The following is a 20680-nucleotide window of genomic DNA, read 5'->3' on the forward strand; positions in this document are numbered from 1 at the left end:
TGATTCTAGTGCGGTTTTGGATCTGACGCTCGTATGAAGAGTTCGCTGCGATACTGATACGAGCGTCAGATCCACCGCACTAGTGCGGTGGGTCCGGCGCTCGTTTTACATCGGAAAATCGGGATTCCGCAGGCGAGCCTGTGGTCCTCAACGGGTCCTGCCGGAGAGCTGTCGCGCAATGGAAGAATTTGGAACGCGGGGCACTCGGCGGCAGGCGGATGCGGGCGAGCGGCGGGTTATCTTGCAGTGGCGGCGATCGTGACGAGTCTGAGCGAGCCGGTTGTGGGCAGGGCGGCGGCGCGCGCCAGCGCTTCCATTGTTCTGGGAGGTGGCCGAGCCAGTCAGGCGGCGCTTGCCGCGAACGACGTCAGGCGCGGGCTTGCGTTGTGGCGGCTCTGGAGCAAACTCGGATGGAATGACATCCTGCAGCGTTACCGCCGCTCCGTGCTCGGACCGCTCTGGCTGACGATGAGCATGACGACCACGGTGGTCGCCCTCGGGATCGTCTATGCGCACATCTTCAAGATGCCGCTACAAGACTTCATGCCGTTCCTGTGCGTCGGCATGCTGGTCTGGGGACTGCTGAGCTCGTTCCTGTCCGAGGCGGGCACGCTGTTCGTAGGCGCGGAATCCTTCATCAAGCAGGTGCGGTTGCCCTATTCGGTATACGTTTTCCGATTCATCTGGAGCCGCGTGATCATCTTCGCCCATAATTTTCTGATCTATTTTGGAATTCTGGTCTATTTCCAGCTGTGGCCCGGGGCCGGAGTGCTCTATGCCATCCCGGCTCTCGCCGTTCTGATCCTCAACGGGCTATGCGCCGCGACCACGCTGGGGATCCTGTCGGCGCGCTTTCGCGACATTCCCCAGATCATCGTAAGTCTGGTCCAGATCCTGTTTCTCGTCACGCCGATCATGTGGAAGCCGGAGTTGCTGTCCGGTCGCGAGGCGTTGATGACCTTCAATCCGGTATTTCATCTCCTCGAGCTCATTCGGGCGCCGCTGCTGGGCCAGCTGCCAACGACAACCAACGTCGGCGCGGCGGCAATCATCACGACGATCAATTTTGCCGTCGCGTGCAGTCTGTTCGTACGATTTCGGTCGAGACTGGCCTATTGGGTGTGATGTCGATGCCAAATGACGAAGTCGCCATCCGCCTGGCACGGGTATGTGTTTCGTTTCCAATTTACCAAATCGGCTCGCGTTCGCTGAAGAAGCGCCTCGTGTCGCGCACGAGTGCGGGCCGCTTCGCGCGAGACGCCGATGATCGGGTCACCATCGAGGCGCTGAAGGACGTCGACCTGACTGTCGCGCAGGGGGATAGGCTGGCCCTTATCGGTTCGAACGGTGCGGGCAAGACGACGCTGCTGCGCGTGATGGCGGGGATCTACGAGCCGGCAACCGGAGAGATTGAGCTGAAGGGGCGGGTGTCGCCGATGTTCGACATCGCCCTGGGGACCGATCCGGAGTTGTCCGGTTACGACAACATCCGCCTGCGGGGGCTACTGCTCGGACTGAGCGGAAGCGAGGTGGAAAGGATGATGCCGTCGATTGCCGAATTCACCGAGCTCGGCGCCTATCTGGACGTCCCGGTGCGAACCTATTCGTCGGGAATGATGCTGCGGCTCACGTTTGCGGTCGCAACCTGCTTCGCACCGGAGATTCTCCTGATGGACGAATGGATTCTCGCCGGGGACGCTCACTTTCTCGGAAGGGCGCAGGCGCGCATCGCCTCGTTCGTCCAGCAGGCCAGCACGCTCGTGCTGGCATCCCACAATCAGGACATCTGCCGCCAATGGTGCAGCAAGGGGGCGTGGCTCCATGAGGGGCGTGTGCGCTCGTACGGAGCGATCGACGAGGTGCTGGAAGACTACAACAGAGCACACGGATGATGGGGCGAGGACCTTCCCCTGCGTCCACGGCGCCTGTGTCGAAGGCGGAGGTGACGTCGTGCAGCGCAGCCGTCGGCCCGCGGGACCTCGTGCCCATGGTGCGGAATGGCAAAGCGGCTGCGGCACCGCGGTGAAAAGATGAAGCACGGGCCTGAAAGACGTGTCCTCGTCACCGGCGGCGCCGGCTTCATCGGATCCGCAGTGTGCCGGCATCTGGTCGGATCCGGCGCATGCGTGTTGAATGTCGACAAGCTCACCTATGCCGGCAATCTCGCGTCGCTGCGCGATGTCGAAAACGAGGAGAACTACCGGTTCGCGAGGGTCGATATCTGCGACGACGTTTTGCTGGCCGATGCCTTTGTCGGTTTCCGCCCTAACCAAGTCATCCATCTCGCGGCCGAGAGCCATGTCGATCGATCGATCGTCGGAGCGCGTGGCTTTCTCGATACCAATGTCGTTGGTACGTTCGTTCTGCTCGAGGTCGCGCGTCGCTATTGGCAGAAGCTGGATCCGGCAAAACGCTCCAGCTTTCGATTTCTTCACGTCTCGACCGACGAGGTTTACGGCTCGCTCGGCGAGGGCGGCTTCTTCACCGAAGAGACGGCCTACGATCCGAGCTCACCCTATTCTGCCTCGAAGGCCGCTGCGGACCATCTGGTGAGCGCATGGACCCGCACGTACGGATTTCCGGCGCTGATTTCGAATTGCTCGAACAATTACGGCCCGTACCACTTTCCCGAAAAGCTGATTCCTCTCGCCATCCTCAATGCGCTGCACGGCAAGCCGATTCCGGTCTACGGCACCGGGGAGAATATAAGGGACTGGCTCTACGTCGAGGATCATGCGCGCGCGCTCGATCTCATCGTGCGAGAGGGACGAGTTGGCGCCAAGTACAATATCGGCGGCCGCAATGAACGACGCAATATCGATGTCGTGAGAACGATCTGCTCGAGCCTGGACCGCCTGCTGCCGCGCGCAAAGCCTTATGAGACGCAGATCGCCTTCGTCGCCGACCGGCCGGGCCACGACCGCCGCTATGCGATCGATGCCACCAGGCTGGAGACCGAGCTCGGCTGGAGCGCGCGCGAGAATTTCGACAGCGGCATTGAAAAGACGATCCGGTGGTTCATCGCCAACGAATGGTGGTGGCGACCGCTACAGGACCACGTCTATGCCGGGGAGCGGCTGGGACTGATCGACGATGGAGGTGGGCATGCGGGTCGTGGTGATGGGGTGCGCCAGCGGGATCGCTCCAGCGCTCTCTGAGGCAGCAGCAGTCGCGGGGCGGCCGGCCGAGCGTGTTGCTCTCGGCCGACTTCACGGACATCGCCGCTCGTCGTGGCGCCAGGCAGATCGGCGCTGCATGGATCGGCTGCGGCGCGAGTTCGAAGGGGGGGCATCGGCATGAAGGGAATCATCCTCGCGGGGGGCAAGGGTACGCGATTGTATCCGATTACGCTCGCGATCTCGAAGCAGCTGGCGCCGATCTACGACAAGCCGATGATCTATTATCCGCTGTCGATCCTGATGCTGGCCGGCATCCGCGACATTCTTGTGATCTCGACGCCGACCGATTTGCCGATGTTCAAGCATCTCCTCGGCAGCGGCGAGGGCTGGGGCGTTCGCTTCTCCTATGCTGAGCAGGCGGTGCCGAACGGCCTGGCTCAGGCGTTCGTCATCGGCGAGGAGTTTATCGCGGGAGACAGGTGCGCACTGATCCTGGGGGACAACATCTACTATGGCGCCGGTTTGTCGAATTTGCTGTCCGCCGCGGCCGCCGAGCAGTCCGGGGCGACGGTGTTCGCCTATCATGTCCCGGATCCGGAGCGTTATGGCGTCGTCGACTTTGATCGCGATGGGCGTGCCATTTCAATCGAGGAAAAGCCGGCGCATCCGCGCTCCAGCTGGGCGGTAACCGGGCTCTATTTCTACGATCGGAAGGTGGTGGAGATCGCCAAATCGATCAAGCCGTCCGCGCGCGGCGAGTATGAAATCACCGACGTCAACCGCGTTTATCTCGAGCGCGGCGCGCTGCACGTGCAGCGAATGGGACGCGGCTATGCCTGGCTGGATACGGGAACCCCCGACAGTTTCGCCGACGCGTCGAATTTTGTGCGCGCGATCGAGCGGCGGCAAGGGCTCCGGATCTGCTGTCCCGAGGAGATCGCGCTGGAAAAGGGGTTCATCAATGCCGCTCAATTCGCGGCATTGGCGACCCGGCTCAAGGACAGCGCCTACGGTCAGTACCTCCATCGGCTTCTGGTCGAGCACGGGGCGTTGGCGTGACCTTGTCCGCGATCGCGCGCCGCTGATCGAGCCGATCGGCTTGCCGACGGGAGAGCGGCGCCGGTCGAGGCGTTCAGGGCGATGAGGTCGGGGCTGTGGCAGATCTCCGCCGCATCGTGGAAGTCCTTTAGCTCTCGCCGGAATGGCGGCGAGCGCACCGGCAGGTTCTAACAATTCCTCGCGCGGCAGCCGGGGACAGGTCGACGGTGAAAATGACGATTATCTCGTACGCTCAGAACTTCGAGGACGTGATTCTATGGCGCGCGCTCGGAAAGATCGAGAGCGGCTTCTACATCGATGTTGGGGCCTGTTCTCCGGACGAGCATTCTGTGACCAGACTGTTCAGCGAAAGAGGCTGGCGCGGCCTCAATATCGAGCCGAATGCCCAGCACTATCGTGATCTCGAGAAGAGGCGGCCGCGGGATATCAATCTTCGCATCGCGCTGGCGGAATGCTCGGGGAAAATGCCGATGCATTTCTTCGGGACGACGGGTCTCTCGACGCTTGACGAGACGATCGCAACGCGGCATCGCGCAAGCTATCCCGAGAACGTCGATGTGGTCGAGGTGCGTCCGTTGCGCGACGTATGGTCGGAGCACGTGCCGAACGGCCAGCCGGTTCACTTTCTCAAGATCGATGTGGAGGGCTTCGAACGCCAGGTGCTCGCTGGATGTGATTGGAAGGCGCAGCGGCCCTGGGTCGTTGTCATCGAGGCAACGTCGCCACTTAGCCCCGAGCCGAGTCATCTTGCCTGGGAGCACCTGCTGATTGATGCAGGCTATCGCGCCGTCTATTTCGATGGACTCAACCGATTCTATCTGGCGCGTGAGCGCGAGGATCTTGCGTCCGCGTTCGGCGCGCCGCCCAATGTATTCGATGACTACATCTTGTTTGCGCAAGTCGCGAGCGGCGAACTCATCGGCGATCTGAGGAACTCGCTCGAAGAGAAAGCCAAGCAGCTCGACACCATGTCGCAAGAGCTCGGCGAAAAATCTCAGGAAATGGGCGAACTGCGCGTCGCGCTTGAGCGAAGGGATCAGGAGGCTGAAAGAAAGCAGCTTGCCGTTTCCGAGGCTCGTCATCAGCTTGAAAGAAGCTCCCGGGAGCTCGTCGAAAAGGATCAGGAAATGGATCGCCTGCGCGAGGAGGTCGCCGCAGCTCGTCATCGGCTCAAGAGAAGGTCCCGGGAACTCGTCGAAACGAATCAAGAGATGGATCGCCTGCAGGAGGAGATCGTCGAGGCGGCTTCGCAGCTTGAAAGGAATTCCTGGGAACTCGTCGTGAAAGACGAGAAGATGGATCGCCTGCGGGAGGAGGTCGCCGGCGTCAACCGATCGCTGGTCGGGCAGCAAGCGGAGGTTATGCGATGTGATGGCGAACTGCGCCGGCTGACGAGTGAAAACGCTGGTCTTCAGGGGCTGGTTCAGCACTATCAGCAGGAAAAGCAGCTCATCGTTTCGTCGATGAGGTGGCGGATCACGGCGCCATTGTGGCGGATGGCGCAGGATCTGCCGCCGTCGCAACGAAGAGTTGCGCGCCGCCTGATGAGGGCGGCGTGGTGGGTCGTCACGCCGTGGCACACCCGCACGCGCCTCCGCGCTCTTCGGGATAGAATCGTAAGAGAGCGAGCGGCGAGACCGACCCTCGGGGCCGCGGCGTTTCCGGCCGTACTTGGGATTAATGCCCTCCGGCCCCTGCTGGCAAGGGCGACCGGAGCGCGATTTCCGGACGGTGAGGGGCCGAAGCTCAGCTTTCTGGTCGCCGCTGGAGATGACCCATTGGCTCTGTCGCGCACAATCGGCTCTCTGAACGCTCAGGCGCAACAGGCCTGGGAGGTGGTGGTGTACGAGCCTTCCCAGGAGCGGGCGCGCGATCCGGCCGTCTCTGAAGCTTTGGAAGGCGACGCGCGCATCCGTTTTGCACCCTCGGGCTCAGGTCTGGCGGGCGCGTTCGCCGGTGCGCTCGGCGAATTCGTCGCGTTCCTGTGCCCTGGGGATTTGCTCGTGCCGTCCGCGCTCGACGAAGTGGCGGCGGCGATCGCCGGATGTCCCGAGGCCGATATCTTCTACAGCGACGAGGACCAGGTCTCGGAGGCAAATCTACCCGGCAAGCCGTATCTGAAGCCGTCGTGGTCGCCGGACCTGCTGCACGCCTTCAACTACTTTGGACGGCTGACGTTGTTGCGGCGGGCACTCGCGCAGAAGGCCGGCGGCATCGACGAAACTGCGGGATCTGCAGTCGAGTGGGAACTCAACCTGAGGGCGTCCGATGACGCGCAGATCATCAGGCGGATCCCGCGAATCCTGTGCCATCGCGGACCGGGAACTCACCTGGACAGGTCGGCGCCGGATACGCCCGCTGCGGCAGATGCGCGCCGTGTGATCGAGGGCTACTGGTCCCGGCGGGGGTTCGAGGCGACAGCCGTTACCACTGAACAAGGTATACAATCCGTCAGCTGGCCGTTGGTGCGGCCTCCGCTCGTGTCGGTCATCATTCCGACCAGGGACAAGGAGCAGCTGCTGCGGATGTCGACGACTGGCATTCTTTGCCACACCGACTACGAGGCCATCGAACTCGTCATTGTCGATACCGGATCGCAAGAGAAACAAACCTTCGATCTCTACGATCAGTTGCGGCTCGATCCGCGCGTCAGGATCGTCAATTTCGCGGGTCATTTCAACTATTCGGCTGCCTGCAATTTTGGTGCGTCGGTCGCCAAAGGCGAGATTCTTCTGTTCCTCAATAACGACATCGAGGTGGTGACGAGGGGGTGGCTCGCCGCGATGGTTCGGCACGCAATGCTTCCAGGTGTCGGATGCGTCGGCACGAAACTGATTTTCCCCTCGCTCGAGCTGCAACATGGCGGAGTGGGCATCGGTCCGCATCTCGCTGCGCTGATGTACCGTAGCGCCGAAGGGATGGAGTTCGACGTGTTCGGCTCGCCCGATCACCCCCGGAATTGGCTTGCGATCATGGGCGCATGCCAGATGGTGACGCGAGAGGCGTTCGACACTGTCGGCGGTTTCGACGAGGCGTACCAGATCGCCATGAGCGACGTGGCGCTCTGCCTCCAGATGTGGCGCGCTGGATATCGTACCGTCTATGTACCATCGGCGTGCCTCGTCCATCACGAAGGTGCGACGCGCGGCGGTGCCAATCCGCCTGAAGACGTGAAAAGGCTGGCCGACGATATTCGAGCGCTCGGCATCGACGAGGATCCCTATCTCCATCCCGAGCTTGACGGGGCTGCTGCCACGCCGCGGCTGCGCATGCCGGGCGCGGAAGGCATGGTCGAGATCCTGCGCCGCATGATCGCCGAGAGCGGGTCGTTTGATATTCGTGCCGTCGAACTGGACCTTGCCCACGACGGCGAGATTCTTGCCACTGTTGATCGCCGCAGAGCCGAGGTCTTGTGGGCGCCGCAAGCGGCGTGGAAGGTCGTCGACGAATGGAGTGCGGCGCGGTGGTGCCTTGATCTGCTGCGGCGGCGGCCGGACATTCGGGCCCGATTTCCCCGCGCGTTGTCCGAGGGCGTCGACGGCGCCTTTGCACGTTGGCTGGTGGCCGAAGGGCCGAGCCAGTTCGGGCTGCCTCGGGAGATCGGGAGGGCGCTCCACGGTATGTTCGCCGCCGATCTCGGTGGACGCGCACGACGGCTGTTCATGGCACGCGAGGATGTGCGTCGGCTGTGGCCACACGGTTTGACGCCGGCGGGACGTCTGCCGTTGTTTCGTTGGTTCATTCAGTGCGGCAAGTCCGAGGGACGGCTCCGGCTGGAGGAGATCTGGTGGCTGTTCTGGGAGGCCAGCGAGTGTCCGGAGCGAGAAATCGTCCAGGCATATCTGTTTACGCCGGCTTGGCAGGCGAGATTCCCGGACGCGACGACGCCATTCGGCGCCGATCGCTTCGTTCGCTGGTTTGCGGCGACCTATCGCGTCGACGGTCCTTGGCGCGATCCGGCTCGCTGGCCGTTGCCGGGCTCGCCCGGCGATCAGGTCCGGCTTGCCTGGCGAGCTCGGGAGGAATGGCGTACGCAGCATCCGAATGCGCTCAGGGATGTCGGCGCGGCTCGCGCGCTCCTGGAGTGGCTCGCCTCTGGCGCGGTGTCGATCGAGCCTTGGGCGCGAGGCTGGCTGGCCAATCTCGATCTCGGGTCCGTCGCCGGAGAGATCGCGCTGCCTGGCGTCAATGTGATGGCGCATTTTTGCTATCCGTCAGGGCTTCGGATCTCGGCAGAGGCGCTGGTCGAAGGTCTCCACGCGGTCGGGATGGGGACTTCGCTGCGGGACGTGCGCACCGACACGGGTGATGATCCGGGGCATGAGCGCTATGATGGCTTCGAGGTCTACGACGTCACGGTCATCCATACGCAGCCGGAGCCGTTTTTCGAGTCCGTATATGAACGCGTGGATGTCATTGAGCGGCGGCCTCGGAGCTACCGGGTGGCCTATTGGTATTGGGAATTTGGTGTCATCCCCGAGGGCTGGAAGCGGCAGGCCGCACAGGTGGACGAGGTGTGGGCCGCGACGGAGTTCGTTGCCGCGGGCCTCCGCGATCGCCTTTCAGTGCCAGTGCGGACGTTGTTTCCGGGGGTCCGTCTTGCTCCCTTCGAAAGCCGAGGGCGAGCCCATTTCGACGTTCCGGAAAACGAGACCGTGTTCCTGTTCATCTTCCATATGATGAGCGTGATGGAGCGGAAGAATCCGCTGGGGCTGATCCGGGCGTTCAGGCGCGCGTTCCGCCCGGACGAGCCGGCGCGTCTCGTGATCAAGACATCATTCGGTGAGCGCCATCCAACCCAGCTCGCGAAGCTGAAGGAAGCTGCCAAGGGAGCGCGGATTACCATCATAAACGAGGTCTACCCGCCCGATGACGTTCTGGCGCTGATGCAGTGTTGCGACGTTTACGTATCGCTCCACCGCAGCGAGGGCCTCGGGCTGTCGATGGCGGAAGCGATGCTGATGGGCAAGCCGGTGATTGCGACCGGCTATTCAGGCAACACCCATTTCATGACCGCGGATAACAGTCTGCTGGTCGACTACCGTCTGGTGAAGCTCGGCAAGCCGATCCCGCCTTACGATGCCGACTTCGAATGGGCCGAACCATCGGAGGAGCATGCGGCCGAGCTGATGCGCAAGCTGTACGACGATCCGGCGTTTGCTCGTTCGCTCGGCGAGCGTGCCAGGGAGGAGGCACGGCAGACGCTGTCCGTCGTGGCGGCGGGACAGCGCGTTGCTGCAAGGCTGGCCGAAATCGACGCCGAGCGCTTCGGCTGACGCTAGTGTCCCTATGTCTCCGAATGACCGTGCGAGCATGAGGCAAACGAAGCGGTAATTCGGAGAAAGGACACTAGTGCGGTTTTGGATCTGACGCGCGTTCGAAGAACTCGCTGCAATAGTGAAACGAGCGTCAGATCCACCGCGCTAGCCTTTTGGCGTCGCCGCCGGGTCGGCGGCGCTATTCGTAGTGATTGAGATGCTTGTACCCATGCTGCCGGACCAGCTCGTCGCGCTCGGCCGTCTGCAGATCCTCCCGGACCATCTCCTGGACGAGGGCGGCGAAGGATGTCGTTCGCGACCATCCCAGTCGTTTCGCGGCCTTTGAGGGATCGCCGAGCAAAGTCTCGACTTCGGCAGGCCGGAAATATCGAGGATCGACCTCGACGAGGCATTTGCCGGTCGCCGTGTCGTATCCCCGTTCGTTGACGCCGGATCCCTCCCATCGAATAAAGATGCCGAGCTCGCGCGCGGCGATTTCGACGAATTCGCGGACCGAGTGTTGCTCGCCGGTCGCGATAACGTAGTCCTCCGGCGTCTCCTGCTGGAGCATCATCCATTGCATCTCGACGTAGTCGCGAGCATGTCCCCAGTCCCGCAGGGCGTTGAGGTTGCCGAGATAGAGCTTCTCCTGCAGTCCGAGCTTGATGCGAGCGAGAGCGCGGGTGATCTTTCTCGTCACGAACGTCTCGCCCCGCACCGGCGATTCATGATTGAACAAGATGCCGTTGCAGGCGTAGATGCCGTAGGACTCGCGATAATTTATCGTGATCCAGTACGCGTACAGCTTGGCGACGCCGTACGGCGAACGCGGATAGAACGGCGTCGTCTCGCTCTGGGGAGTTTCCTGCACCAGCCCGTAGAGCTCCGAGGTGGACGCCTGGTAGTACCTGGTCTTCTTCTCCAGCCGCAGAATGCGGATGGCCTCGAGCAGTCGAAGCGGCCCGAGCGCATCCGAATTCGCGGTATATTCCGGCTCTTCGAACGAAACCGCGACATGGCTCTGGGCCGCGAGATTATAGATCTCGTCCGGCTGCACCTGCTGGACGATGCGGATCAGTCCCGAGCTGTCGGTCAGGTCGCCGTAGTGGAGAGTGAGGTTGGGGCCCTGCTGGTGGAGGTCGTGGTACAGATGGTCGATCCGGTCGGTATTGAAAAGCGAGCTGCGTCGCTTGATGCCGTGGACGGCATAGCCCTTCGATAGGAGAAACTCGGCGAGATAGGACCCATCCTGTCCCGTGATGCCTGTGATCAGGGCGACTCTCTTGCTCATCGGATATTTCTGCTCCTGGCCGTCTTACTAGCGTCCCGTTTCCAACGTTCGTATTCCATTGCAGCAGGCGCTTATAGGAACGTTGGCATGGGACACCGGCGCTGCCGATACGAAGTCGCGTCGCGCAAATGCTCGGCCGGCGAGCGGCCGAGAAATGCGAATGCGGCGGTCAATACAGGTGTGGTTGGAATGAACCGTCGAACCATTGAGAATGGAATTCTCGCCACCGGAGTGTAACAGCTGCAACGATCCTCGGTTCGATTAGACCAGTCTCCCGCCCGCCGCGTCTTGTTCGCGGTCGCGCAAAACTTGGATCGGCGGGCGAAGTCGTCCGTCGGCGCGCGCCGTCAATGAGCTCGATGCGGTGTCGATCAACATATGTGCGAGTTTCGACATATAACGATCCATTCAGTGCAATTACTTGCGGCGCCGATCAATTAGGTGATTCCGGCTGAAGCGATGCCCGTCCAAGTGGAGTATCTGGTTGGCGATCGAGTCGTCTCGTTTGACTGCGCATTCATCGAAGCCGGAAGGTGTCTTTCGTGGACGCGGTGACGGGCGCAAATGGCGGTCTGTTCTGACCGGGATCGGCGAGCGGCATCAGGAGGGGCTCGCGGTCGTCCGGCGCGCGCTGAAGCCTGAGGGAGGCGAAGAGCGCCAGCTGATCCGCGAATATATCAGACGCAAATTCGGCCGGAGCGGGACGTTTCAGGGCAACTATCAGCGGTGGATCGATCGCTTCGATCGGCTGAGCGCCGAGGATACCGTCGAGATTCGGCGGGAAGTCGCCGCCGGAGGCCTGCCGCGGATCGGCGTGATCGTCGATCTGCGATCGTTCGCAGCCGTCGATATCCAGCGCCTCGCGACGTCGCTGGCAACGCAGCTCTATCGGCCGACGGTGATCACTGCGATCGGCGCTGAACGACTGTCGCGGTCGCAGGCGGACGCGGTTGGCGCAGCGTTCAGCAAAGCCCGGATCGCGATCGACCTCGAACAACTGCCGGAGGGCGACGCGCCTCGGGTCGACGCGTGGCTGTTGGTCGATGCCGCGATCGTGCTGGCCGAGCATGCCTGCGTTGCCTTCGCCTGTGCCATGCGCGATCACTCGGCAGAGCTTGTCTACGCCGACGAAGATCTCGTCACGCCCAGGGGGAAGCGGACCGATCCATTCTTCAAGCCGGCGTACTCGCCGCTGTTGGCCAGAAATACCGATTATATGGGCGATTGCGGATTGGTGAGATGGAGCGCTCGCCCCTCGTCGGAATTGATCGCGGAGCTGAAGAGCGCCGGCGGTGTCGCCGAGCTGCTCACTGCGCTGGCTGCCCGATTGCCGGCCAAGGACGTCGTGCATACGCCGTTTGTGTTGTTCAGCGAAACCCGCGCCAGCCGCCGGAATGGCGTCGCCGCCACGCCCGATCGACCCGGCGCGCGCCGGCATGCCCGGGTATCCATCGTCATCCCGACCAAGGACAAGGTCGAGCTTCTGCAATCGTGTATCGCCAGCATCGCCGCGACGACGGCCTATCCTGCCGAAAGATACGAGATCATCGTCATCGATAACGGTTCGACGGAGCCGGCGACCGTCGCCTACATCGAACGCCTGGTTATGGACAATGTGGCTTCGGTGGTCAGGGACGACCGGCCGTTCAACTATGCCCGGCTCAACAACGAAGCCGTCAAGAGCGCGTCCGGCGATGTCCTGGTGTTCCTGAACAACGACACCGAGGTCATTCAAGCGGATTGGCTCGACCGGCTGGTCATGCAGGCGACGGAGCGCGACGTGGCCGCCGTGGGTGTCAAGCTGCTCTATCCGGACACGAGCGTCCAGCACGGCGGGGTCATTCTCGGCCTGCGCGGCGGCGCCGCGCACGCCTTCACCGACCTGCCGCGGCACCATCCCGGCTATTGCGGGCTTTCCAACGCCGATCATGAAGTTTCGGCCGTGACGGCGGCATGCCTCGCGATGCGGCGGACAGTGTTCGACGAGATCGGCGGATTCGACGAGGATCTGGCGGTGGCGTTCAACGATACCCTGCTCTGCATCGAGGCGCGACGCCACGGCTATCGCAATGTGGTGCTCGAAAGCGTCGTCGTCCTGCACCACGAATCGAAGTCCAGGGGAGCCGACGACACGTCCGAGAAAGCGGCGCGGGCCAGGAGAGAGTGCCTTGCCCTATGGGAGAAAGGCGGTGAATTCCTCAGGGAGGATGCGTTCTATTCGCCGAACTTGAGCCTGATCGAGCCCTATTCGCTCGCATATCCGCCGCGGCGGAAGAAGCCGTGGCATGGCGGAGCGAAGGCGCCGCTCAAGGTTCTGCTGTTGACCGACCTGTCGTCCGCCGGCGGCGGCCGAGGCCTGTTCGGCTCGCGCGGTGCGGCCTTGCTTGCCGGCATGGGTTACGACGTTCATGTCGGGGCGCGTCGGCCGGCGGGAAAGATCGAGAATGGCGGGTTCTGCGAGCATGTCACGCTTCGAACCGCGTCGGACGCCGCGAACTACGCGGTGCTGAACAACATCGATTGCATCGTGAGCGAGGTCGAAGCGTACAATCGCGTCGTGCGGTGGGTCGGCGATTATCCCAAGGTCATCCTCTGCGCGCATTCCATTGCGGAGGGTGCCTCGCGACCGATCGCGCGCGAGTTCGCTGTCAGGGCGCTTCCGCTGGTGATGGCCCATCGAATATTCCGCGCCGTCGGCGCCGCGAACGAGGCCATGCGCGGCGAGGGGAGTTTGCACCGGGAAGCCCGCGATGAGGCAGCCGGGCATTGCGTCGCCGATCTGGCGGGCGCGATCGACGACGTTTGCCGACGCGGGCGATCGTGACTGCGATGCCGGCCAATGAGTCCGGCGCCGCCGCGAAGTCGCAGCGGACCGACAGAGAACCGCACCGAAGCCGTGGAGGCCTCGGTGCGGCAAGTCGATCTTGGAGGAGTGGAACCGCCTGCCGGCTTCGGGTCGCCGACAGCCGCTATCTCCGCGTCGGGAATCGCGTGATCGCAGAGACGGCAGCGATGATGCGGCATCGCGGCGTGGTGGTCCATCGACCGGAGCGCCGGCGGCTTGTCTCATGCGGCATAGATCGTCACTCCGGCGTGAGGTCGATCGCCGCCGCGGACTGCTCCCACAACAGCTCCGCCGGCGGAAGGCGGAGATAGCCTTTTCCGGGGCGGAAGGTCCGCAGCGCCACATGGCCGCAGCTGCCGCAGATGACGAGGTGGGTCTCGACGCCGAAGGCGCCGAAGGTTTCGTGGGCGCGCCTCACCGCGCTATTCATCGGACGATTGCAGCGGGGACATTCGCCGGGGTCCGCGGTGCTCGCGGGAGCGTTGAGCTCTTCTCTCAGGGGGGCGCAGGGACCGCTTCGATGGTCTGGCATGGCACGACACCGGCGAATTGTGAGGCCGAATGGACGATGGTCGAGAAAGAAGACGATGTCTTGCCTGCCATACGGCTGCATTTGTCGCGTGCGGCACGCGCCGGGCGGCGCGCACTGTGCGTCGCCGGACATTTACTGCGCCGGTTGCGAAGGGCTTAGCTTACCGGCGAGCGGCCGGCATGTCGGCGAAGGCGGAGCGGCGGCGTTGAGCCGCGCGGTTGCGCGTCGCCGGCCTGCGGGATGGACGCTGGTTTTGACATTGGGGAGTTTGGACCATGGGATTGATTGCGTGGCTTATCGTCGGCGGCGTTGCCGGCTGGCTGGCTGGACTTCTGGTGAAGGGTGCGGGCTTCGGCATCATCGGCAACATCGTCGTCGGCATCGTCGGCGCACTTCTCGCCGGATGGCTCCTGCCGCAGCTCGGCATCAGCCTTGGCGGCGGCCTCGTCGGCGAGGTGATTGACGCGACGATCGGCGCCGTCATCCTGCTGCTGATCGTGCTGCTGATCAGCCGGCGATAATTTAGCGCGGTGAATCTGACGCTCGTGCCGGCATTGCAGCGAATTCGTCGCACGCGCGTCAGATCCAAAACCACACTAGAATCATAATGATGCTGGTGTCCCCTTGTTTCCAACGTTCGTATGAGCGCCTGCTGCGATGGGATACGAACGTTGGAAGCGGGACACTAGCACTTTGATTTTGCTAGGGCGCCGCGTCTGTGACGTTGCCGATGGGCCGCCTTCGCTTTTTTGAAGTCGAAGAAGGACGCCAAAGCAGACGTCCGGCATCGCAGACAGGTTCACGCAGTCTGCGCGAGGCTGACGGCCGCGGCCGGGCAGGTCGATCGAACAGCTCAAGGGGTGGTGCTGTCTGCCGGCGGACGTTTCGCCTGCTATCGAAGGGCGTCGCTGATCTGCCGGGCCGCGCGCAGATCGCCGAGCAGTTTGCTCTTGATCTTGTCGGTGACTTGGTAGCGATCGAGCGCTCCGGCAACATCGCCGGCGACGCCCGGAAAGTTCCGCGCGAGCTGATCGGTGGCGTTGCGTACGCAGTCCTGGTCCCGTCCGCTCGCGCATAGCGCCGCGCGCAACAGGAATGTGAGTGCGATCGGCGAGGCCTCCGGCCGGAAGATGATGCGCCGGGCCGTGACGTCGTCGCCGCGCATATAGGCGGCGAGCGCCGTAGACGACGGCATGAAGGCGGTCTGCTGGAACGATCTCGCCTGGATCTGCGCCCCGAGCGCCGCGCCGTCGTCGTAGCGGCCACGCAGGATGTAGGCGGCCGCCAGCAGCGACTGGCTGAGGCTGGAAACGGCGGAGGGATGGAGGATCTGCGGCGCCAGTTCGAAGGCGCCCTCGATATCGCCGCCGAAAAAACGCGACGCGAACAGCGAGAGCAGCGCGATGCCGAGCTGCGGCGCCCGGGCCGCGGCGCGCTCGCCGAGCTGGCGGGCACGGGCAATGGTCGCGGCGGGATCGGGGCCGGGCGGCGCATCGAGATATTCGGAAACCAGCAGCGCCGACAGCAGCGCCATGAGGCGTGGATCGTCCGGCGACCGGGCGACCTCCGCCTCGAGGCAGGCGATCGATCGCGACAGGTTGTAGGTATAGCGCACGATGGTATCGATCGCGCTCAGAACACAGGTGTCCCCCTCGAGGCTCCGCGGGAGAGAGGCGCCGTTGCGGCGGCGCACATCGGCCATGATCGCGCCGCCCGCGAGGTCGCCGACGTTGGCGGCGACCAGGTTGACCATGCTGTCGAAGGCCGTGCCCTGGCCGTCGACGTCGACGGCCTGCACCGCGCGAGACCAGATGATCTCGCGGGAGCGGGCGCTGAGCAGCCGGAAGACGAAATCCCGCTTCGATCCGTTCGATGCGCCGGCCCGCACCAGCAGCTGATAGTCCGCATCGTTCTGTCGTGCTGTGTCGGCATAGCTGTGAACCAGGATGAAATCGTAGTGGGTCAGCGCGCTCTCCAGCGACGCGGCGACGAGACCCGCCTGTTCGTCGGCGTTGGGGCTCGCGCTCGGCGGATCGGTCTGGACCACGACGATCGGAAGCCCGGGCACCCGCGTGCCCGACGCCGTTGCGCCGAGCGGCAAACCGAGCAGGCGCGAGATGTCGCTCGAGAACACCGCCGAGCCGATGATCAGCGCGATCACCAGCAGGAGGATGTCGCGCGGGGCGAATCGGCGGCCGGCATCCAGCGCCACGGCCCGCGCGGCGGCGTCAGGCCGCGCGCGCGGCGCCTCGACGGGCGCGATGCGCTGAAACTGAGGCTGATAGGAGCCGACCGGCAGTACGATCTGGATCGGGTTCTGTGCGCCGGCGGCCTTGTAGTAATGCTCGAGCAGTTCGCGAAGGCGTTTGGCCTGGACGCGGACCACCGAATTGGCCTGCGGATCGAAATCGCTGCCGCGTCCGAGAACGGAGGTGGCGATGGTGAAGGCCTTGAGCCGGTCGCCGCGGCCCTCGAGGGTCTCCTCGACCACGAACCGCAGAAACTGCGCGGCGGCGGCGTTGCGGCGGAACTCGGCGTCTCGCAAAATGCGCACCAGCTCGGCTTCAACCTCGTAACGTTCGACGTCGTTCAGTGAGCCATCGACGTCTGGCTCTGGATCATTCATCTTCATCGATCTGGCGAATCCGCGCGGTACTGGGCTTCATCGGGCGCGGCGCGGCGGATCAGCGAAGCCGAAGCCGAAGCCGAAGCTGATGTCGTTGGCGGTCGGGTGCGGCGCCTGCGCGGATTGCGGTCGATCGTTGCAGCCATCTGGCACTGGCACTCCCGAAAAAGCCGGACCGGCACTTGGACGTGCCGCAGGTCCGGCTCCTTGATCTGAAAGCGTCGAATCTAGGATGTCTAAGCCTTGAATGTGACGATGATGAATCTTGCGGGCGCGGGTCATTTCGGAAAATGATTCAAACTCAATTCTTCGATCGGAAGAGTGGTCCGAAGGTTACCTATATGCAACAGCCGGCACGGCGATTGCGCGATCGGTGACAACAAATGCGCTGTGCCGGATAATAGATAGTTTTAGGCACGGGCGATACGCGATGACGATCGACTTTCGCGGCGATGAATGCCCGTCATGCGTGACATCGGTGCGCGCCGCCGGCCTGTCTCGCTCGGCCAGTCTCACTTAGCCGTTGCGTCGGTCGAGATGATCGCGCAGCGCCTGGATCGAATCGAATCGGATGACGCCCTCGGCCATCCGGGCCTCGATGGAACCGTCGGAATATAACGAATAGGCCATGCCCGCGACTTCCCCCGATTGCATGATGGTGATTGCGGCGGCTTCCGCGACGGGCCGTCGCCCGGTCGGCATCTTGTCCTGAGTAGCATTGACGGGATTTTCGTCCGGTCCGGCGCCCGGCCGCGGCAGCTGGGATGATGCCGGCCCGCCACGGTCGCGCCACGAGGACGGCAGCGGCGGCCGCTGGCGCGAGGCCTCGTCCGGCGCCGGTGCTCGCGCGCCGCGCTCGCTGACCGCCGGCGCGTCGGGGCTGGCCGTTGCGTCGGCGACAGCCGCGGATTGCGCCGGCGCGAGCTCGGAAAGCGCCTCGTCCGGCGGCGCGGACTGAAGGATGTCCGCGATCGTTCCCAATTCGCCTAAAATGAGCGCCAGCGCGACCAGCAACAGCCCCGAACAGGCGCCGAACACGCCGGCCAGCATGATGGTGTTGGCGAACACCGTCTCTCTGGTGATGACGCCGTAACCGCAAGCCAGAACACCGGCAAGAACGGCGGCCGCGCCGATCAGCATTATTCCACGCATTTCACCCCCTTTTGGCGCCGCACGCCGCGTCACTGGCCGGTCGTGCCCGCCACGTCGAAGCAAATGACGGGCCGGTCTTGTCGTCGAACGGCGCGCGGTCGTTGCCGCCGCCGCGTCGGTCGCCGCGGCCTTCTATTTGCCGAACCAGGTCTGGCTCGTCACCACGACGCAGCTCGAGGCCGACGCCGGCAGCAGGAAGGAGCGGGCGCCGGGCTCGCGATAGCTGAACATCTTCACGTCGGACGTGAGTTCCCCCTTGGCGGCGCCCTTGGCTTCGAGCGCCGCGCCGATCGCCTCGCAGCTCGAGGCATAGGACTGCACCACCAGCGAGCTGGCGTCGCAGCCCGAGCTCGGCAGCGGCGTGACGCTGGCGAAGCTCAATAGCAGGGGGGCCGCCGGGTCGCCCGAGGCGACTGCATTGGCGACCGCGAAGATATGCTTGTCGGCGGCGTCCTTGTTCCAGAACGCGGTGGCGGCGTGGCGGCCATTGGCGATCTGGGAGGACACCACGCCGAGGAGCGGCGCGCAGGTCCGCACGCCGGCAGCATCCGCGATCTGCAGCGCGGCGATCTTGCTCTTGTCCGGCTGGGCGGTCTGCGCGGCCGGCGTCCCGACGAAAAGGGACAAGAGATCCGAGCCCAGAGGCGTGAAGATGAGCACCGCCAATGCAGTCAATGCGATCAATAGCGTGGCGATGACGGCGATCAGCTTCGAGGCTTGCATGGGGCGATGCGACAACAATGACATCTTGCCTTTTCGAGGAAACGCGCGGGCTTCGGCTGTTTCGAGACACCGATTCGGATACCGGAATGGGCTCAGCCTATTCGGTTCCGCGACGAAGATATTGTCGCGTGCGGCCGCGGGATTGTCGAACGGCGTCCGGTCGGAAGGCGAGACGTCGATCGGCGACAAATTCCGTGCGGCCTGGTCGAAGATTTCGCATCTCGGCGGCCTTAAGGTTCCAGGAGTTCGCGGCGCGATTTGAGCCGACCGTTGGCGCGAGCAGGCATGAGCAGCCGAGAGCGAGCAGCAGCGAAGACGTTTCGCGACGTCGCTCCCGTCTCGGGAGGAGGAACAGTGACCAGCGCAACACCTCGTCCTCTGTCGTCTGGTTCGTGCGTCGCCGCCGGTGAGGAAGTGCGCCCGGTCCAGGCGTCGAACGGCGCCGATCCGGCGCCTGCGGACTGGATGCGCCGGCGCTGGACGCCGCTGAAGAAGTTCGAGATCCTCGAGGCCGTGCGGTCCGGCGAGCTCGCCATCGGCGATCTCTGGGACAGGCTCCGGATCAGCGAGCCTGAATTCGCCTCATGGCGGCAGACCTTCGACGAGTTCGGTTACTCCGGGCTCAAGACCACTCATCTTCAAAGCCTGCGTCGACTGCGCGGACGAGCCGGCCGGTTCCGCTGACAGGAGCCGGCTGCGGATGAAGCCGGCGACGACGGCGGAGATTGTGTCGCGCCTCGGTCAACACCTGCCTCGGCTGGGCCGTGCGCTCGGCCAAGAGGGAAACGCGCCATCGGCATATTCTACCGTCACCGCCCGACTTGATCGGGCGGCCCAGTACTCCGTGTCATCGCAATGGCGCGGAGCGGCCGACGCTGTGCCCTTCACCATCGTCACGGCGTACTGGTTCGCCCGCTTGAAGCGGGCGATGACGGCGGAGATTGTGGCGGCGCCTCGGTCAACACTTGCCTCGGCCATCGGCACATTCCGCCGTCACCGCCCGACTTGATCGGGCGGCCCAGTACTGCGTGTCATCGCAATGGCGCGGAGCGGCCGACGCTGTGCCTTTCACCACCGTCACGGCGTACTGGTTCGCCCGCTTGAAGCGGGCGACGACGGCGGAGAGAGGTGCGGCGCGCGGGCCCACTCTCCGTCGTCATCAGCGATTTGGCCGAGGCGCCGACCCACTCACTCACCGTCGCCCTCCGCGAAGGCGGAGGGCCCAGTACGCCGTGTCGCTGATTTGACGCGCAGCGGCTGACGCACGCGCTCCTCACCGCGGATACGGGTTACTGGTCGCCCGCTCGAAGCGGGCGATGACGGCGGAGATTGTGGCGGCGCCGCGGCCAACACTTGCCTCGGCCATGCGGCACATTCTGCCGTCACCGCCCGACTTGATCGGGCGGTCCAGTCATCCGCGTCATCGCAATGGCGCGGAGCGGCGGACGCTGTGCCTTTCACCATCGTCACGGCGTACTGGTTCGCCCGCTCGAAGCGGGCGACGACGGCGGAGATTGTGGCGGTGCCTCGGTCAACACCTGCCTCGGCCATCGGCACATTCCGCCGTCACCGCCCGACTTGATCGGGCGGCCCAGTACTCCGTGTCATCGCAATGGCGCGGAGCGGCCGACGCTGTGCCCTTCACCATCGTCACGGCGTACTGGTTCGCCCGCTTGAAGCGGGCGACGACGGCGGAGAGTGGTGCAGGCGCGCGGGCCCACTCTCCGTCGTCATCAGCGATTTGGCCGAGGCGCCGACCCACTCACTCACCGTCGCCCTCCGCGAAGGCGGAGGGCCCAGTACGCCGTGTCGCTGATTTGACGCGCAGCGGCTGACGCACGCGCTCCTCACCGCGGATACGGGTTACTGGTCGCCCGCTTGAAGCGGGCGACGACGGCGGAGAGAGGTGCGGCGCGCGGGCCCACTCTCCGTCGTCATCAGCGATTTGGCCGAGGCGCCGACCCACTCACTCACCGTCGCCCTCCGCGAAGGCGGAGGGCCCAGTACGCCGTGTCGCTGATTTGACGCGCAGCGGCTGACGCACGCGCTCCTCACCGCGGATACGGGTTACTGGT

At 64.1% G+C, this 20680-nt stretch carries 15 protein-coding genes; 9 read left to right on the plus strand and 6 right to left on the minus strand.

Annotated features, from left to right (window positions below):
• The first annotated feature begins 87 nt into the window (after positions 1-87).
• The 5 genes from DB459_RS15265 (at position 88) to DB459_RS15285 (ending at position 9454) form a co-directional block, all read left to right on the plus strand.
• Positions 88-1125, plus strand: a complete 1038-nt coding sequence (locus DB459_RS15265; RefSeq protein ID WP_253706104.1) for an ABC transporter permease — start codon at positions 88-90, stop codon at positions 1123-1125.
• A gap of 5 nt (positions 1126-1130) precedes the next feature.
• The gene (locus DB459_RS15270; protein ID WP_253706105.1) at positions 1131-1892 is read left to right on the plus strand and encodes an ABC transporter ATP-binding protein; all 762 of its coding nucleotides are present in this window, start codon (positions 1131-1133) and stop codon (positions 1890-1892) included.
• 138 nt (positions 1893-2030) lie between these two features.
• Positions 2031-3158, plus strand: coding sequence for a dTDP-glucose 4,6-dehydratase (gene rfbB, locus DB459_RS15275; protein WP_253706106.1), 1128 nt, complete (start codon positions 2031-2033; stop codon positions 3156-3158).
• A gap of 138 nt (positions 3159-3296) precedes the next feature.
• Positions 3297-4178, plus strand: coding sequence for a glucose-1-phosphate thymidylyltransferase RfbA (gene rfbA / locus DB459_RS15280; RefSeq protein ID WP_253706107.1), 882 nt, complete (start codon positions 3297-3299; stop codon positions 4176-4178).
• Between the two features lie 212 nt (positions 4179-4390).
• Entirely contained in the window at positions 4391-9454 is a 5064-nt protein-coding gene (locus DB459_RS15285; protein ID WP_253713583.1) for an FkbM family methyltransferase, read from the plus strand.
• A gap of 181 nt (positions 9455-9635) precedes the next feature.
• Here the strand turns inward: DB459_RS15285 and gmd are convergent, their stop codons facing one another.
• Positions 9636-10727, minus strand: coding sequence for a GDP-mannose 4,6-dehydratase (gmd, locus tag DB459_RS15290; protein ID WP_253706108.1), 1092 nt, complete (start codon positions 10725-10727; stop codon positions 9636-9638).
• 517 nt (positions 10728-11244) lie between these two features.
• On the minus strand, positions 11245-11796 hold the full coding sequence (locus tag DB459_RS15295; protein WP_253706109.1) for a hypothetical protein: 552 nt from the start codon (positions 11794-11796) through the stop codon (positions 11245-11247).
• Between DB459_RS15295 and DB459_RS15300 the strand changes: the two genes are divergently transcribed.
• Positions 11764-13551: a glycosyltransferase gene (locus DB459_RS15300; RefSeq protein WP_253706110.1), complete on the plus strand. Its 1788-nt coding sequence runs from the start codon at positions 11764-11766 to the stop codon at positions 13549-13551. The two genes, DB459_RS15295 and DB459_RS15300, sit on opposite strands and share 33 nt — an antisense overlap.
• A gap of 259 nt (positions 13552-13810) precedes the next feature.
• Here the strand turns inward: DB459_RS15300 and DB459_RS15305 are convergent, their stop codons facing one another.
• Positions 13811-13990 (minus strand): hypothetical protein, encoded by a 180-nt coding sequence (locus DB459_RS15305; RefSeq protein ID WP_253706111.1) that lies wholly within the window; start codon positions 13988-13990, stop codon positions 13811-13813.
• A gap of 389 nt (positions 13991-14379) precedes the next feature.
• Between DB459_RS15305 and DB459_RS15310 the strand changes: the two genes are divergently transcribed.
• Positions 14380-14625, plus strand: a complete 246-nt coding sequence (locus DB459_RS15310; protein WP_253706112.1) for a GlsB/YeaQ/YmgE family stress response membrane protein — start codon at positions 14380-14382, stop codon at positions 14623-14625.
• Positions 14626-14996: 371 nt separating this feature from the next.
• Here DB459_RS15310 and DB459_RS15315 read toward each other — a convergent pair whose 3' ends face one another.
• The 3 genes from DB459_RS15315 to DB459_RS15325 form a co-directional block, all read right to left on the minus strand.
• Positions 14997-16730: a hypothetical protein gene (locus DB459_RS15315; RefSeq protein WP_253706113.1), complete on the minus strand. Its 1734-nt coding sequence runs from the start codon at positions 16728-16730 to the stop codon at positions 14997-14999.
• 516 nt (positions 16731-17246) lie between these two features.
• The gene (locus DB459_RS15320) at positions 17247-17915 is read right to left on the minus strand and encodes a hypothetical protein (RefSeq protein ID WP_253706114.1); all 669 of its coding nucleotides are present in this window, start codon (positions 17913-17915) and stop codon (positions 17247-17249) included.
• 99 nt (positions 17916-18014) lie between these two features.
• On the minus strand, positions 18015-18509 hold the full coding sequence (locus tag DB459_RS15325; RefSeq protein ID WP_253706115.1) for a hypothetical protein: 495 nt from the start codon (positions 18507-18509) through the stop codon (positions 18015-18017).
• Between the two features lie 25 nt (positions 18510-18534).
• On the opposite strand from DB459_RS15325, the gene DB459_RS15330 reads away from it, so the two are divergent.
• Positions 18535-18867, plus strand: coding sequence for a hypothetical protein (locus DB459_RS15330; RefSeq protein ID WP_253706116.1), 333 nt, complete (start codon positions 18535-18537; stop codon positions 18865-18867).
• Positions 18868-18959: 92 nt separating this feature from the next.
• The gene (locus DB459_RS15335) at positions 18960-19289 is read left to right on the plus strand and encodes a DUF1153 domain-containing protein (protein WP_253706117.1); all 330 of its coding nucleotides are present in this window, start codon (positions 18960-18962) and stop codon (positions 19287-19289) included.
• Positions 19290-20680: the final 1391 nt, after the last annotated feature.

The organism is Bradyrhizobium sp. WD16 (assembly GCF_024181725.1).
In the GTDB taxonomy this organism is placed as follows: Bacteria; Pseudomonadota; Alphaproteobacteria; order Rhizobiales; family Xanthobacteraceae; genus Bradyrhizobium_A.

Bases quoted from the DNA above. Each gene is read 5' to 3' on its own strand.
- DB459_RS15270 (WP_253706105.1), top strand. From the start codon at position 1,131: ATGCCAAATGACGAAGTCGCCATCCGCCTGGCACGGGTATGTGTTTCG.
- DB459_RS15295 (WP_253706109.1), bottom strand. From the start codon at position 11,796: ATGCTCGGCCAGCACGATCGCGGCATCGACCAACAGCCACGCGTCGAC.
- gmd (WP_253706108.1), bottom strand. From the start codon at position 10,727: ATGAGCAAGAGAGTCGCCCTGATCACAGGCATCACGGGACAGGATGGG.
- rfbA (WP_253706107.1), top strand. From the start codon at position 3,297: ATGAAGGGAATCATCCTCGCGGGGGGCAAGGGTACGCGATTGTATCCG.
- DB459_RS15310 (WP_253706112.1), top strand. From the start codon at position 14,380: ATGGGATTGATTGCGTGGCTTATCGTCGGCGGCGTTGCCGGCTGGCTG.
- rfbB (WP_253706106.1), top strand. From the start codon at position 2,031: ATGAAGCACGGGCCTGAAAGACGTGTCCTCGTCACCGGCGGCGCCGGC.
- DB459_RS15315 (WP_253706113.1), bottom strand. From the start codon at position 16,730: ATGAATGATCCAGAGCCAGACGTCGATGGCTCACTGAACGACGTCGAA.
- DB459_RS15330 (WP_253706116.1), top strand. From the start codon at position 18,535: ATGAGCACCGCCAATGCAGTCAATGCGATCAATAGCGTGGCGATGACG.
- DB459_RS15285 (WP_253713583.1), top strand. From the start codon at position 4,391: ATGACGATTATCTCGTACGCTCAGAACTTCGAGGACGTGATTCTATGG.